The organism is Hymenobacter nivis, from assembly GCF_003149515.1.
In the GTDB taxonomy this organism is placed as follows: Bacteria; Bacteroidota; Bacteroidia; order Cytophagales; family Hymenobacteraceae; genus Hymenobacter; species Hymenobacter nivis.
Window position 1 is genome coordinate 469875 of the sequence record NZ_CP029145.1, and the last position, 15670, is coordinate 485544.

Annotated in this window: 10 protein-coding genes; 3 read left to right on the forward strand and 7 right to left on the reverse strand. The window is 63.5% G+C overall.

All coding sequences use genetic code 11. The annotated features are described in order from the left end of the window. Nucleotides 1-111 precede the first annotated feature (111 nt). Both DDQ68_RS01955 and DDQ68_RS01960 read left to right on the forward strand, forming a co-directional pair. Nucleotides 112-3912 carry a PAS domain-containing protein gene (locus tag DDQ68_RS01955; RefSeq protein ID WP_109652687.1) on the forward strand — a complete coding sequence of 1267 codons (3801 nt, stop codon included), beginning with the start codon at nucleotides 112-114 and terminating at the stop codon, nucleotides 3910-3912. Between the two features lie 23 nt (nucleotides 3913-3935). Continuing rightward, nucleotides 3936-4325: a response regulator gene (locus DDQ68_RS01960; protein ID WP_109652689.1), complete on the forward strand. Its 390-nt coding sequence runs from the start codon at nucleotides 3936-3938 to the stop codon at nucleotides 4323-4325. Nucleotides 4326-4380: 55 nt separating this feature from the next. Here the strand turns inward: DDQ68_RS01960 and DDQ68_RS01965 are convergent, their stop codons facing one another. The 3 genes from DDQ68_RS01965 to DDQ68_RS01975 all read right to left on the reverse strand — a co-directional run bounded on the left by DDQ68_RS01965 (nucleotide 4381) and on the right by DDQ68_RS01975 (nucleotide 7889). Continuing rightward, on the reverse strand, nucleotides 4381-5493 hold the full coding sequence (locus DDQ68_RS01965) for an IS4 family transposase (protein ID WP_162549735.1): 1113 nt from the start codon (nucleotides 5491-5493) through the stop codon (nucleotides 4381-4383). Nucleotides 5494-5684: 191 nt separating this feature from the next. After that, nucleotides 5685-6746 carry a YeiH family protein gene (locus DDQ68_RS01970; protein ID WP_245897242.1) on the reverse strand — a complete coding sequence of 354 codons (1062 nt, stop codon included), beginning with the start codon at nucleotides 6744-6746 and terminating at the stop codon, nucleotides 5685-5687. A 219-nt stretch (nucleotides 6747-6965) separates the two neighbouring features. Further along, nucleotides 6966-7889, reverse strand: a complete 924-nt coding sequence (locus DDQ68_RS01975) for a LysR substrate-binding domain-containing protein (RefSeq protein WP_109652695.1) — start codon at nucleotides 7887-7889, stop codon at nucleotides 6966-6968. Between the two features lie 175 nt (nucleotides 7890-8064). Between DDQ68_RS01975 and DDQ68_RS01980 the strand changes: the two genes are divergently transcribed. Further along, nucleotides 8065-9000, forward strand: coding sequence for a DUF3078 domain-containing protein (locus DDQ68_RS01980; protein WP_109652698.1), 936 nt, complete (start codon nucleotides 8065-8067; stop codon nucleotides 8998-9000). Between the two features lie 12 nt (nucleotides 9001-9012). On the opposite strand, the gene DDQ68_RS01985 is transcribed toward DDQ68_RS01980, so the two are convergent. The 4 genes from DDQ68_RS01985 to DDQ68_RS02000 all read right to left on the reverse strand — a co-directional run bounded on the left by DDQ68_RS01985 (nucleotide 9013) and on the right by DDQ68_RS02000 (nucleotide 15617). Next, nucleotides 9013-9480, reverse strand: a complete 468-nt coding sequence (locus DDQ68_RS01985) for a BLUF domain-containing protein (protein WP_109652701.1) — start codon at nucleotides 9478-9480, stop codon at nucleotides 9013-9015. A 244-nt stretch (nucleotides 9481-9724) separates the two neighbouring features. Further along, nucleotides 9725-12874 (reverse strand): efflux RND transporter permease subunit, encoded by a 3150-nt coding sequence (locus DDQ68_RS01990; protein WP_109652704.1) that lies wholly within the window; start codon nucleotides 12872-12874, stop codon nucleotides 9725-9727. Between the two features lie 168 nt (nucleotides 12875-13042). Continuing rightward, the gene (locus DDQ68_RS01995) at nucleotides 13043-14137 is read right to left on the reverse strand and encodes an efflux RND transporter periplasmic adaptor subunit (RefSeq protein WP_109652707.1); all 1095 of its coding nucleotides are present in this window, start codon (nucleotides 14135-14137) and stop codon (nucleotides 13043-13045) included. Between the two features lie 112 nt (nucleotides 14138-14249). Continuing rightward, on the reverse strand, nucleotides 14250-15617 hold the full coding sequence (locus DDQ68_RS02000; RefSeq protein WP_109652710.1) for a TolC family protein: 1368 nt from the start codon (nucleotides 15615-15617) through the stop codon (nucleotides 14250-14252). Nucleotides 15618-15670: the final 53 nt, after the last annotated feature.

A 15670-nucleotide genomic window follows, 5' to 3' on the forward strand; every position in this document is an offset into this window, starting at 1 on the left:
GAGTGCCCGGTACCAGGTAAGCACCCGGCAGGAGTGGGGCCCCGGCGCGGCCAGTAGTGGGTGAGGACTGTTACTTTAGCCCGGTATTTTGCCCTCCCTGTATTTCCGTTTATGTCCCTTGTCGAGGCCCCCACACCTGCCAACTTCTCCCCCGAGTTGCTGCCCGCCCTGCTCGACCTCTCGCTGACGGGCGTGGTGTTGTACGAGCCCGTGCGCGGTGCGGGCGGCGCGGTGGTGGACCTGGCCTTTGCCTACCTCAACCCCGCCGCCCAGCGGATGCTGCGCCTGCCGGCCCGGCCCGCGGCCACCTTCCTGGCGCAGTTTCCGGACGCCCGCACCAGCGGGAGCTTTACCTTTCACCGCGATACCTTGTTGGGCGATGCGCCGGGCCAGTTCGAGATTAATTACCAGGCCGATGGCTACGACAACTACTTCCGGGTAGCGGCCCGGCGGGTGGGTGGCCAGCTGCTGGTGAGCTTCATCGACACCGCCGGCCAGCCCCGCACGCCCGTGGAAGAGGCCCTGCGCGCCAGCCAGGCCCGCGAGCAGGCTGCCGGTGCCAAGGCCGAGTGCCAGCGCCGCCAGCTCGACAACGTGCTGATGCAGGCCCCGGCCATGATTTGCGTATTTGAGGGCCCTGGCCACCGCCTCCAGTTCGCGAGCGGGCCCTACCAGGCCCTGGTAGGCAGCCGCCCGCTGTTGGGCCGGCCCATTGCCGAGGCCGTGCCCGTGCTGGCTGGCCAGCCCATTATTGGCTTGCTCGACGTCGTATACCGCACCGGCGAGGCATTTTTTGCTGCCGAGAGGCTCGTGCGGCTCGACCTCGACGGCCCGGGCCCCGCCGCGCTGGGGGAGCGCTACTACAACTTCACCTACCAGCCCCGCCGCGACTTGGCCGGGACCGTCGACGGCATCCTGGTGTTTGCCTACGACGTGACGGGCCAGGTGCAGGCCCGCCGCACAGTGGAAGCCAGTGCCTGGCCGGCGGCGGCGCTGAACGGCCAGCTGGATGTGCTCAACGAGGAGCTAGCCGCCACCAACGAGGAGCTAGCCGCCACCAACGAGGAGCTAGCCGCCACCAACGAGGAGCTAGCCGTCACCAACGAGGAGCTAGCCGTCACCAACGAGGAGCTAGCCGTCACCAACGAGGAGCTAGCCGTCACCAACGAGGAATCGCGGGTCACCAACGAAGAATCGCGGGTTACCAACGAGGAACTGCTGATCACCAACGAGGAGTTGGGGCGCACCCAGCAGAAGCTGGAAGCCACCAACCGGGCCCTGGTGAACGCTGCCTGCCGTGCCGCCGACGCGCAAGCCGCCGCCGAAGCCGCGCGCGCCGAGCTGGCGCGGGTGCTGGAGGGGGCCCCGGTGGCTTTTTCCTTGTTTCGGGGGGCCACGCACGTCGTCGAGTTGGCCAACGCCGAAATGACTGGCATTTGGGGCCAGCCGCCGGCCCAGGTGCTAGGCCGGCCCATCCTGGAAGTTCTGCCCGAAATCGTGGCCCAGGGCTTCGCGGACATTTTTGACGACATTTTCCGCAACGGCACGCCCTACGATTTTCAGGAAGCTCCCGTAACCATCAACCGGCCCCACGCTGGCCGGCCTACGCTGGGCTACTTCAACATCGCCTACCGGCCCCAGTACGACGCGCAGGGATGCATTGGGGGCATCGTGACGCTGGCCACGGAGGTAACCGAGCAGGTGCTGGCCCGCCAGCAGGTGCAGGCGCTGAATGAGGAGCTGGCCGCCATCAACGAGGAGCTGCGGGCCAGCAACGAAGAGTTTTTGTCGTCCAATACGGCCCTGGCCGAGGCCCAGCAGGCGCTGGGGGCCCTCAACCAGGAGCTGGAGGCCCGCGTGGCGCGGCGCACCGAGGAGGTGCGCGCCGCCCTGGCCGCGGCCGAGCAGCAGCGCGAGCAGCTGCGGGTGCAGCAGGGCCTGCTGCGCCAGATACTGGGGCAGGTGCCGGCCGCCATTGCCACGCTCATGGGCCCCCAGCACCGCTATTCGTTCTTCAACGACCAGTACCAGGGCCTGGTCACCGGCCGCGCCCGGTTGGATGCGGCCGTGGCCGAGGTGCTCCCCGAATTGGTGACGCAGGGTCTCGTCGATTTGCTGGACAAAGTGTACGCCACGGGCCAGCCCTGGGCGGGCGTCGAAACGCCTATCCTGTTCCACGACGTGCACACCGGCCAGCCCGTGCAGCGGTACCTGGACTTTGCGTACCAGCCGCTGTTCGACGGGCAAGACCAGATTCAAGGTGTTCTGGCCTTCGTTGTGGACGCGACCGAAAAAGTGCTGGCCCGCCAGCAGCTCGACGCCCTGCAGGCCGAGCTGCTGGCCACTGCCCAGCACCGGGCTGAGGAGCGCGAGGCCCTCTACCTGGTGTTCGAGCAAACCCCGGCCGCCGTGCTGCTGCTGCGCGAGGCCGGGCACCGAATCGAATACTTCAACCCCGCCTACCAAGCCCTGTTTCCGGGCCGGTTGCTGCGGGGCCACCTCCTGGCCGATGTTCAGCTCGAAATCGTCGAGCAGGGTTTCGTGGCCTTGCTCGACGAGGTGTACCGCACGGGCCGGCCCTACATGGGCACCGAGGTCCCCATGCGCTTCGTGCCTGCCCCGGGCCAATCGGCCGAAACTGCCTACTTCAATTTTACCTACCAGCCCCACGTCGAGCAGGGCCAGGTGGTGGGTATTTCCGTGTTTGCCTACGAAGTAACCGAGCAAGTGAAGGCCCGCCAGCAGCGCGAGGCCCAGCAGGGCGAGTTGCAGCGGGTGTTCGAGCAGGCCCCGGTGGCCATCTGCGTGTTCCGGGGCCCCCACTACACGCTGGACGTCATCAACCCCTCCATGGCCCTGATACTGGGCCGCCCGCTGGCGCACTTGCTGGGCCAGCCCATTTTTGAGGTCCTGCCCGAGCTGCAAACCCAGGGCTTGCCCGAGCTGCTGGCCGAGGTGTGGCGCACCGGGCAGCCATTTGTGGCCTTGGAGCGGCCGGTGCAGTTTGGCTACCACCCCCTGGGCGCGCCGGGCTACTTCAACTTCGTGTACGAGCCCTTGCGCGACGAGCAGGGCCAGGTGGTGGCCGTTATCAGCATGGCCGTGGAGGTGACGGACCAGGTGCTGGCCCAGGCCCAGGTGCAGGCGCTGAACGAGGAGCTGGCCGCCATCAACGAAGAATTGCGGGCTACCAACGAAGAGCTGGGCGACACTAACGACCGCCTCAGCCGCACCAACGCCGACCTGGACACGTTCGTGTACATGGCCTCGCACGACCTCAAGGCGCCCATTGCCAACATTGAGGGCCTGCTCGAAGCCCTGCGCGAGCAGCTGCCCCCGGCGGCCCTGCAAGCCGAGCTGGTGCCCCGCCTGCTGGCCATGATGCAGGGGGCCGTCGAGCGCTTCCAGCAAACGCTGGGGCACCTCACCGATGTATCCAAGCTCCAGCTGTACCAGTCCCAGCCCCCCGAGCCCGTGGAGCTGACAACCCTGGTCGAGGCCATCCGCCTCGACCTGGCCCCGCTGCTGGCCGCCACCCGCGCCACCCTGGTGGTGGAGCTGGCAGCGGTGCCCACCGTCAATTTCTCGCCCAAAAACCTGCGTAGCATCCTCTACAACCTACTCAGCAACGCGGCCAAGTACCACGCGCCCGGCCGCCCGCCCGTGGTGGTCCTGCGCGGCCGCCGCGCCGCTGGCCGGGTGCTGCTCGAAGTAGAAGACAACGGCCTCGGCCTTAGCCCTGAGCAGCAGGAACGGCTGTTTGGCATGTTTCAGCGGTTGCATGACCACGTGGAGGGCTCGGGCGTGGGCCTGTACACGGTCAAGAAAATTGTGGAAAACGCCGGCGGCACCATCGCCGTGCACAGCCAGCTGGGCGTGGGTTCTACCTTCACCGTAACCTTGCCCGGCTAGCTCCCGCCGGTTATTCGTGCCCCATGCCCCTGCTTTCCTGCGTGCTGCTCGTCGATGACGCCCCCACCACTAATTTTCTGAACCAGCTGCTGCTGAAGAATATGGCTGTGGCCATCCGCTGCCTGGTAGCCGAAAACGGCGCCCAGGCCCTGGCCCTGCTCGACAGCGCCTGCGCGACGCCGGGCCCCGTCCTGGTACTGCTCGACGTGAACATGCCCGTGCTCGGCGGCATTGCCTTTTTGGAAGCCTACCAGCAGTTGCTCGCGGCCCAGCGGGCGGCCGTGGTGGTGGTGCTCACCACTACCCCGCACCCCCACGACCTGGCCCGCCTCCAGGCGCTGCCCATCGCCGGGCTCGTCAGCAAGCCCCTCACCCGGCCCAAAATAGCCGAGTTGCTGGCGCTGCACTTTTGAGCGGATAGTTGCCAGTTGTTCATTGTCCGTTGTTCGCTTTTGACCGATGCCTACTCTACCCTACGATTTCCACAGGTATTTGATACAGAGTAATTTGCCTGATTAGCCAATCGAATAGGGTTTCGACCATTCGGGCTACCTTGGTTGATGCATCCGTTTCGGGGCGGGTGAGTTGGCGAACGATATTCAAGCCGTGGCGGCTCAAACTCGTGGCGCGATAGCCGTGGTTTTTGTGCGCGAGTGGCTTGCGCCGGTCCGCCGCCTGTCCCACACTCAGGCAAAACGCGTAGGCCAGGCTGACCAGGGCGACGAGTTTGCGCAGCTTGTCGTGGCAGCGCAAGTGGCTGTTTTCCAGGTTAAATCCCCTGCCTTTCAGGTTCTGAAAACACTGTTCGATGGTCCAGCGCTTCGCGTAGAATTGCCCCAGTGACGTCAGGCCGGACGTGCCAAAGAGAAAGAGGAACTCCCCGCCTTCGAGCGCTTTGACCCAGGCTTGCCCCCACACGCCATCGACCTGCACCTGGGCGAAACGCCGGACCTGCCCCACGCTCAGGCCCAGGTCGGCAATGGCGCGACGGCTCCCGCTTTCAGCGGTCAGCAAGTGGTGCTTGGGCAGGCGCATGACAAAATTCAAGCCGTTGTCTTTGAGCCACTTCAGCCACATATGACCGACGAACTCGCGGTCCCCGAGCACCAGCCCGATGCGTTCGCGGCCCAGCAGGGCCACGCAGGCTTCGAGCACGGCGATGCGCTGGGCGGCGTTGGAGTTGCCGCTGCGGTTGTCGAGCAATTCCCAGTAGAGCGGTACGTGCCACGCCCCGCAGCCCACGGTGACGAGCAGGATGTTGACCTGGCACCGGCCAAAGTCCCATTCGGTGCGGTCCAGGCACAGGCGCAGCTTGCCCGTGGCCGGTAATAAGGCGATTACCAGACGGGCCAGGGCCAGGTAGTCGGGTTGCACGGTGCGAAAGAAGTGCTGAATCCGGGTTTCGTTCGAGGCCGGTTTGACCGCGTCGTTCAGGTGCTGGGCGACTTCGCAGAAGTGCACGTTGCGGCTCTTTATCAGGCCGATAACGAACTGGGCGATGAACTTCTGCCGCGAGAGGTGGCCCACCAGGGGCACCAGCTGTAAAACGGTCGTAATTTTGGCGATGAGGCGTTGCTTCACGGGGCGGGAAGGGCTTTGTTGGCGTTGGAACCACAAAGGTCGGCCCGCCCCGTTTAGCAAAAAAACCCTGCAAACACGCCGTAGAGGCTGTTATAAGGCCTCAAAAACCTGAATAGCAAATAGTTGAAAAATCGTAGGGTAGAGTAACCGATGCCTTATCCCCTTACCGACAACTGACAACTAACGGGCTCCTACACTGTGTGCAGAATCACGTACAGCGAAACCGTGGAAATAACTGCCCACAGCAGCATGCCCAGCACGTAGGGTTTGGCGCCCACCGAGCGTACCACCGCGGCCGACAGCCCCGCGCCGATGAAAAAAAGCGTCACCGTAAGGCCAATTTTGGCCAGGTGAACCATCGGGGCCCCCAAGGGCTGCACGGCGGGCACAAAGGTATTGAGGAGCATGGCCCCGATAAAGCCGAAGATGAAGTAGGGGATCTTAACTTTTACGTCTTTCTGTTTGAAGATCAATGAGGTGCCAATGGCAACGGGGATGATCCACAGGGCCCGGGCCAGCTTCACGGTGGTAGCTACTCCCAAGGCTTGGTTGCCGTAGGCGGCCGCCGCGCCCACCACCGAGCTGGTGTCGTGGATGGCAATGGCGCACCACAGGCCAAACTGGTTCTGGCTCATGTGCAGGGCATGGCCGATGGGCGGAAAGGCAAACAGCGCCAGGGCATTCAGCACGAACACCGTGCCCAGGGCCACCGACATTTCCTCGTCTTTGGCCCGCAGCACCGGCCCGATGGCCGCAATGGCCGAGCCCCCGCAAATAGCAGTGCCGCACGAGATGAGGTGCACCACGCGCCGCCCCAGCCCCAGCCACCTGCCCACGAAGTAGCCCAGCGTGAGCGTGCCGAAAATGGAAACAACCGTGAACAGGATGCCTTCCTTGCCGGCCTGCACCGCGGCGTGGGCGTTCATGCCGAAGCCCAGCCCAATTACCGAAAATTGCAGCAGTTTGTGGGTGAGGGCCTTGGTGCGGGCCGGGAAGGGGTTGCCCACCGTTTGGGCTAGCACCAGGCCCAGCGCCAAGGCCACAGGCGGCGAGGCCCAGGGCGTGAGGCAGAACGCCAGGAATAGCCCAAACACCACCTGGCGCAGCGTAAATGCCCGCCCAAAAACCACGCGCGGCGTGTGCAGGTGGCGAAAGAAGCCCGTGGTTTCGTTGGGCGCAGGGGCCCCAGCAGTGGCCGGAACGGTAGCAGGGTCAGGCTGGGTGGTATGCGGTGAAGGAAACAAGGTCGACACAGCGCAGTGGGTTAAAAGCTGCCCAAAAGTACGACGTTGACTATCAGATAATTCATTCAGAAATGTTATTCTGAATAACCTCAGGTTATAATGGACCCCGGACTGCCGCGCCTGCCCTGCCTTGCCAGTCCCCGGGCGTGGGGAAAGGTTGAGGAAAACTAAAAAGAACGTCTGGCGGCCCCGCGAGGCCGCCCGGCGAGCACAACCAAACGGCTTTGCCTACGTGCGCTCAGGCGCCCCGGGTTGGCACGCGCTTTGGGCAAAGCTTAAAAAGCGCTGCGCCGGCCGGGCCAGTGGCTGCCCTTGCACCCACACGGCCTCGAATTGCCGGGGCAGGCCCAGGCCCGCCACGGGCACAATTTCGAGCAGCCCCGCCGCCAGTTCGTGGTCCAGGGCCCGGCGCGACACGAAGCCCAGGGCCCCCGGCGCCGCCCCCAAGTAGCCCTTGATGGCCTCGGTACTATCCAGGTAAATAGCGACGGTGAGGTCGCTGAGCTTGATTTTGGCCGCCCGCAGGGCAAATTCCAGGATTTCCAGCGTGCCCGAGCCGCGCTCGCGCAGCACCAGCGGGTGGGCCAGGGCCCCGGCCAGCGGCAATGGCTGGCCCGGCGGCCCGGCGGGCGTGGCCCGGCGTACGGCCACCAGCTCGTCGGGCAGCAGCAGCTCGTAGTGCAAATCGCGGCTCCGTGAGCGGCCTTCCACGAAGCCCAGGTCCAGCTCGCCGCGCAGCAGTGCGTCGGCAATATGCTCAGAATTCGCGCTCAGAAATGTGAGCTGCACCTGCGGGTAGCGCGCCTGAAACGCGGGCAGCAGGCCCGGCAGCACGTACTGGCTGAGGGTGGTGCTGGCCCCCAGGCGCAGGCGGCCGGCGGCCTCGTCGGGGTTGCGCAGGGCCAGCAGCTGGTCGTCGAGCACCTGCTGGGCGGCGGCTACGGCCTCAGCGTGGGCCAGCAGCAGGCGGCCGGCTTCGGTGAGGGCTACGCGGTTGCCGCGCCGCGCCAGCAGCCGCTGGCCGTACTGGGCCTCCAGCTCGCGGATGTGCTTGGTAACGGCCGGCTGGCTCACAAACAGCTCCTGGCCGGCTTTGGTAAAGCTCAGGTGCCGGGCCACGGCGGCAAACACGCGAAGGCGAAAATCGGACATGGTAGCAAAGTACGGGGCCCCGCGGTGGGGGGGGATGCCCTCCAAGGCCCTCGGCCACGCGGTGGGGGCCCTGGCCCTGGCACGGCGCTGGGCATAGCGGCGCGGAATTAGCCAAAAAGGAAAGGCGAGGAATGGTAAAATACTTTTCTTTGCAAGAACATCATGTCATCATTCTATGAAAATACGCTATATACTTGCCCTATTAGCTCTAGCCGTTACGCCCGCCCTGGCCCAAACCGCGCCGGGGGCCCTGCCCGCCGCGCCGCCGCCTGCCGCTGCACCCGCTACTGTGCCGCTGTGGCGCACCCAGGCCAAGGCCGGCCTCAACCTCAACGAGGCCACGCTGAGCAGCAACTGGCGCGGCGGTGGCGCCAATAGCCTGGGCCTGAGTGCGCTGGCCAACCTGCGGGCCGACCGCAAGCAGGGTATCCACAGCTTCGATAACGAGGCCGACTTACTGTTCGCCTTCTCCCAAACGGCCGGCCTCGGCTACCGCAAAACCCAGGACCGCCTCTACCTCGACACCAAGTACGGCCGGGGCCTGAGCGCGAAGTGGGACATGTTCCTGTCGCTGAACCTGCTTTCGCAGTTTGCCCCCGGCTACCGCTACGACGACAGCGGCGTGCAGCAGGTGTCGGACCTGTTCGCGCCCGCTTTTTTCACGGCTGCCTATGGCTTCGAATACCACCCCAATCCCACGTTTCACGTGCGCTTGTCGCCGTTTGCCCCGCGCCTCACAGTGGTAGGCCGCGTCGAGCGGTTTGTGCCGGCGCTGGGGGCCACGCCCTACGGCGTGAACCCCGGCCACAGCACCCGTTGGGAGATTCTGGCCGCCCAGGTGCTGGCCGAGCTCGACCGCAACCTGGGCGCCAACATAAACCTGAAGGCGCGCTACGTGCTGTTTGCCAACTACGAAACCTTGGACCCCAAGCGCATCGACCACCGCCTCGACCTCACGCTCACAGCCAAGGTATCGCGCTTCGTCAACGTGTCGCTCAACGGCACGGCCCTCTACGATTACGACCAGGACAGCGCCATTCAGTACAGCCAGGGCCTGACGCTGGGCGTGGCCTACGCCTTCCAGAACTTCGTCGATCCACCCAAGAAGTAGGCCGCACAGGGCCTAGTCCAGTGGCTCCTCACGTTCGGGCGTGCCGTCGTACTCGGCCACGAAGCGCAGCATCAGCAGCAGCATGTCGGCGGGTATATTGTGGGCGCGGGGCAGTAGGAAACGGCCATTTTCAGTATCAAAATAACCAATAATTCGCTGTAGGTCAATGTCCTGTGCAGGACGGAAGCCCATGCCCCAGTCGGGGAAGCTGCGATGGTCGGTGGGGCCCTCGCCCAGCACTTCGCAGTCGTGGTGGCGCGGGTCGCGGGCAATTTTGTCGTAGTACAGGTGGCGCACTACTGCCTTTTCGCCCTCGATGACCTGCATAAACTGGCCATTCGCGGTCGCGGTGTAGAGCAACATGCCCGTGATGCGCTTGGCGTGGTTGATAGGTCGCCAGCGTTGCAGCGACGCCGCTAGCTGGGCCGTGGTGAACAGGCGCTGCGTCTGGCTCCGATAAATCAGGTAGTACAAATTCATTAGGCTCTGATACGGGCGGCGGCCAAAAAAGTGTCGGGCCCCAACAACTCGCGCAAAGTAGCCCCGTTTGCCGCGCCGCAACAAAAAAGAGCGGGCAGCCGGCCGGTGCCAACGGCCCGCCCCTGCGGGTACCGTCCCAGAAACAGGGTTGCTCCAGTAGCCGTGCAAAAGTACACGGGTTGCCAATTGCCCGTTGCCAATAAGCCATGGGTTTATTGCCGACGAGCAACCAATGCCTACGAACTTAATGCGCCACCAGCTCGGCGGGGCCCTCGGCCAGGGGCACGTACTTGGTGTGCTCGGCGCGGTAGAAGCGCTCGAATACCAGCGGGAAGATGAACAGCGTGAGGACGGTGCCCGTGATGAGGCCCCCAATTACGACAATGGCCAGGGGCTTAGAGGTTTCCGAGCCGATGCCGGTGCTGATGGCGGCCGGCATCAGGCCGATGGTAGCCATGAGGGCCGTCATTACCACGGGGCGCACGCGGCTGGCCACGCCCTCGCGGATGCTGTCGTCGAGCATCAGCTTGCGCACCAGGTTTTGCTTGAAGACGGAGATGAGAATCACGCCGTTCTGAATGCAAATACCAAACAGGGCGATGAAGCCGATGCCGGCTGAAATCGAGAAGTTGGTGTGCGTAATGAGCAGCGCCGCAATGCCGCCGATGATGGCAAACGGCACGTTGAGCAGCACTAAGCCGGCGTCTTTCAGGTTGCCAAACAGGATGAACAGGATGAAAAAGATGAGGGCCAGCGATACCGGCACCACTTGCGTGAGGCGCTGCTGGGCCCGTTTCTGGTTCTCGAAGTCGCCGGTCCAGCGCATGCTGTAGCCCTTGGGCAGGTGCACCACGGCGTCCACTTTGCGCTGGGCTTCCTCGATGGTGCTGCCCATGTCGCGGCCCCGGATGCTGAACTTCACGGCGGCGAAGCGCTTGTTGTCGTCGCGGTAAATTAGGCTGGGGCCCGTCACGCTGCTGATGGTGGCAATTTCGGTAATCGGAATGGTTTTGCCGCTCTGGGTGGGCACCATCAGGCGGGCAATTTCCTCGGGCGTCTGGCGGAAGTTCTCCTCATAGCGCACCCGAATCGGGAATTTGCGCTCGCCCTCGTACAGCTGCGAAGCCTCCTTGCCGCCGATGGCCGTTTCGAGCACCGACTGGGCGTCGGCCTTGCTCACGCCGTAGGCCGCCATGCGCTGCTCATCCAGCTCCACGTGCAGCTCGGGCTGGCCGATGTTGCGCAGCAGGCCCAGGTCGCCGATGCCGTCCACCTTCTTCAAAATGCCGTACACCTGGCGGGCGTTGGCCTCCAGCGTTTTCAGGTCGGGCCCGTAAATCTTCACGGCAATGCTGCCCTTCACGCCCGACGCGGCTTCCTCCACGTTGTCGGTAATGGGCTGCGAGAAGTTGAAGTCCACGCCCGGGAAGCGGTTCAGCTTCTCCTGCATGTGCTCAATCAGGGCCTCGCGGTTGGCCTTGCTCTTCATTTCCTTGTTCACCGCGTCGGTGTGCTTGAGCTGCACCAGGAACTCGTTGTTGTAGAAGCCCGTGGGGTCGGTGCCGTCGTTGGGGCGGCCGGTCTGGCTCACTACGTCGCCCACCTCGGGGAAGCTCAGAAACACGCGCCGCATCTCGTTGCACAGCTTGTTCGACTGCTGCAAGTTGATGCTCAACGGTAGTTGGGCACGCACGTAAATCGAGCCCTCGTTCAGCTCCGGCAGAAACTCCGAGCCCAGGAAGTGGAAGGACCCCAGGCCCAGCACCACCGCCACCGCGGCCACCAGCAGGCTCACGGTTTTGCGGGCGTAGGTGAAAGCCAGGAAGCGCTGGGCCCCGTTGTTGATGCCGCGCACGAAGAAGTTGTCCTTCTCGCGCACATTCTTGTTGAGCAGCAGTGAGGCAAGCACCGGCACCAGCGTGAGCGTAAAGATCAGGGCCCCCAGCAGGGCGAAGCCCAGCGTCCAGGCCAGGGGCGAGAACACTTTGCCCTCCACCTTCTCGAAGGAGAAAATGGGTAGCAGCGCCGTAATGATAATGGCCTTGGCAAAGAAGATGGACTTGCCCATTTCGCGCCCGGTTTTCTTAATCAGGCCCAGCTTGGCGAGCTTGTTGAAGCGCTCCATGCCCACCTCGTGGGCCTTGTGGTCGAGGGCCACGAACAGCCCTTCCACCATCACCACGGCCCCGTCGATGATGATGCCGAAGTCGATGGCGCCCATGCTGAGCAGGTTGGCGCTCATGCCGCGCAGGCGCAGGCAGATGAAGGCAAAGAGCAGCGCCAGCGGGATGATGATGCTCACAATTACCGTGGTGCGCCAGTCGGCCATGAACACCAGCACGATGAGCGTTACCAGCACAATGCCCTCCATGAGGTTGTGAATCACGGTTTCCGTCGAGAAGTCAATCAGCTGCTGGCGGTCATAGAAGGTTTTGATGTGCACGCCGGGCGGCAAAATCTTGGTGTTCAGCTCCTCCACTTTGTCCTTGAGGCGGGCAATGACTTCCGAGGGGTTTTCGCCCTTGCGCATCACCACGATGCCTTCGAGCTTGTCGTTCTCGTAGTTGCGGCCCACCTGGCCCAGGCGTGGCAGCGCCGACTCGTGCACGATGGCCACGTCCTTGATGAGGATGGGCGTACCGTTCACGTTCTTGATGACCGTATTGTTGATGTCGTTGATGTTGTTGAGCAGGCCAATGCCGCGCACCACGTAGTTCTGCTGGCCCGAGTTGATGACGTCGCCGCCCACGTTCACGTTCGAGCGCTGCACGGCCTGGTACACGTCGAGCGGCGTGATGCCGAAGTCCTGGAGCTGGCCCGGGTTCACGCTCACCTCGTATTCCTTGGCCTCGCCGCCGAAGCTGTTCACGTCGGCCACGCCGGGCACCGATTTCAGCTGGCGGTCGAGCACCCAGTCTTGCAGCGTTTTCAGCTGCCGGATGGTCTGGTCCTTGCCCTCCAGGGTGTAGCGGTAAATCTCGCCCGTGGGGCCGTAGGGCGGCTGCACGTCGGGCTGGATGCCGTCGGGCAGGTCCACCTCGCGCAGCAGGTTGTTCACCTGCGGGCGGGCAAAGGCGTCGTCCACGCCGTCGTCGAAAATGACCTTCACCACCGACAGCCCGAAGAGCGTGGTGGAGCGCACCGACGCCTTTTTCTGCACCGGGTTGAGGGCAATTTCGATGGGCACCGTCACGAACTTCTCAATCTCCTCGGCCGAGCGGCCGGGCCATTGCGTAATGATGGTGATTTCGGTGTTCGTCACGTCCGGAAACGCCTCAATCGGCGTGTTCCGGTAGCTAATGGCCCCCGCGACGACCGCCAGAATGGTCATCAGGAACACAAAGCCCCGATTTTTAAGTGAAAAGGCAATAATGCCCTGGATGAACTTATTCACTGCGGTTAATTATGAATTAGCAATTATGAATTATGAATTAGACAAAGCCTTATTTATCAAAGGATTTGCAGTCGTTTCTAAACCGAATTATTAATTAGGAAATGCAAGGCTGGCACTCATTGCTGGGTTGCAATTCATAATTCATAATTACTAATTCATAATTAAAAACTAGTCGTTCAGCTCGTCGTAAATCAGTAGCTGGTTTTGGGAGATGAACCGCTCGCCAGCCTTCAGGCCCGCGGCCACGTAGCTGAAGTCGCCCACGGTGCTGGCAATTTTCACGGGGCGGGTTTCCACGTGGCTGCGGTCTTTGTACACCATCACAAACGTGCGGTCCTTGTCGAACACCACGGCGCTGGCGGGCACGGCCAGCATGGTGCCGCCGGCGGCATTCTGCACCTTAATCTGGGCGTACATCTCGGGTTTGAGCAGGTAGCCGGGGTTGCGCAGCTTCACGCGCACCTTCATCACCTTGCTGTCGGGGTCGAGGATGTTGAACACCTTGTCGACGTGGCCCGTGAAGTGGCGGCCGGGGTAGGCCAGCGTCGTCACGTCGGCGGTGAAGCCGGGCTGCACCTTGGAGATGTCGGACTGGAACACGCTGGCCAGAATCCATACCTCATCCAAGTCACTCACCGTGAATAGGTTCTCCACGTTGCTGTTGTTGAACTGCATCGAGGTGGTCACGTTCTTATCGGTGATGAAGCCCGAGATGGGCGACTTCAGCGAATACTTGCCGTCGGGCGTCACGCCGTAGATGGCGAGCTGCTTGCGGCTTTTGCCGGCCGTGCCCCGGGCCTTTTGCAGCTCGCTGCGGGCCAGCAGCACGTCGCGCTCCGAGCTCAGGCCAGCCTTGAACATGTCCTGGGCCACGGCCACGTTTTTCTGGGCAATGGCCAGGTCGGAGCCGGCGGCGGTGCCCTGGTTTTGCAGGTCGGCAATCTCGCCCGAGCGGATGATGGCCAGCTGCTGGCCCTGGCGCACATAGTCGCCCAGCTCCACGTTCACCTTTTCCACCACGCCGCCCACCAGCGGGAAAATCTTGGCCGTGTGGTCTTCGTCGGGCGTAATCTGGCCGGTCAGGCTCAGCTCGTTGAGCATGGGGCGCTCCTTCACCGTGTCGATGCGCAACTCCTTCATCACTTCGTCGGTGATGTGAAAGGCCGGGGCGGCGGCTGTTTCGGGGGCTTTCTTTTCGGCCGAGGAGCAGGCGCTCAGCGTGCCCAGCAGCAGGGCCGGGGCCAGCAGGGAAATACGGGTCATTGGGATATCTAGGCTGTTGGCTAATAGCTATTAGCTGTTGCGAATCGAATTAAAAAGCGGCCGGTACAAAAAAGCCAGGAGCCAAAAGCCAGCAGCCAATGACTAAAAAAATCTACTCGGCCCGGAACACCGGGCGGCCCACGGCGGCGTTCAGCTGCTCGAAGGCGCGCATGCGGCTGGCCCGCAGCTGGTTGAGCTGTACCAGGTTGTCGTTGTAAGACTGGTAGTAGTCCAGGAACTCCACCAGGCCGATCAGGCGCCGCGCGTAGGCCTGCTCAATACCGCCGATGATGCGGTCGAAGGGCGTAGTGTCGCGGTCGGCCTCCCGGAACTGGGCATCAATCAGGCCCACGAGCTGGTAGTTCTGCTGCACCTCGTTCTGCACTACCAGGCGGGCTTGGCCAAGCTGGGCCTGGCCGCTCTGGATGAGGGCCTCGGCGGTGCGGATGTTGCCCTGGTTGCGGTTGAATACGGGCACGGCCACGCCCAGCGTCAGGGCGTTGTAGTTCTGGATGTAGGAGCCGGCGCGGTCGTAGGTGTAGCCTACCAGCAGGTCGGGGGCCACCAGGGCGCGCTGGTAGCGCAGGTTGTTGCCCTGCTGCTGCAAGTAGGCGGTGCGGGCCAGTAAGTCGCCGCGCAGCACATGGGCCGAGTCCACGAGCTGCTGCATGGCGTAGGGCCCCAGGCTCAGGTCGCGGGTGCGGGGCAGGTCCACCTGGGGCACGAGGTAGGCCCCCGAGGTGTCGCGCGTCAGTATCCGCAAGTCGCTCATGTTCGGGGCCATGTCCACGAACAGCTGCTGGCGCTGGTTCTGGAGCACGAATAAAAACGCCTTGAGGCGGACGACCTCTTTCTGGGCGATGTTGCCCTTCTCGTACTGCTGCTGGTAGGCCGGAATGATGCGCTGGAACGACGTAATTTCCGTGTCGTACACGGCCAGCGTGCGCTGCTTGTAGTACAGGTCGTAGAAGGCGGTGCGCAGTTGGAAGCGCAGCGTGCGCAGTAGGTCCTGCAGGTTGTACTGCTCGACAAGGGCGGCTGCCTGGGCCACGTTGACGGCGGCGCGGCGGCGCCCGGCAATGACGATGAGCTGCTGCACCTGCAAGATGCTCTCACCGGTGCGGGTCACGTCGAAGGTGCGGCCCGTTTCAGGGTTGTGGATGTTCTGCTCCACGCTCACCACGGGGTTGTCCCACAGGCGGGCTTGCAAAATCTGGGCCTGGGCGGCCGTGATGTTGAAGCGCTGGGAAAGCAGCTGCAAGTTGCCCTGTACGAAGCGCTGCTCGGCCTGGGCCAGTGTCAGCTGCGCTGTATCCACGGCCAAGGCCCCGGGTAGGGGCGCCACCGGCCGGGGCGCCGGGGCTGGGGGCCCCACGCGGAGGGCGGGCGCCGGGGCCCCATTCTGGGCCCGGCCCGGCAGCGTGGCGCCTACTTCACAACATACCAGCCAGCCAACTAACAAGAAAAATGAGCGCAGCATAAAACGTTAAATAGTGCCATTAAGCCCCATGTTATGTAATACACAAAACGCGG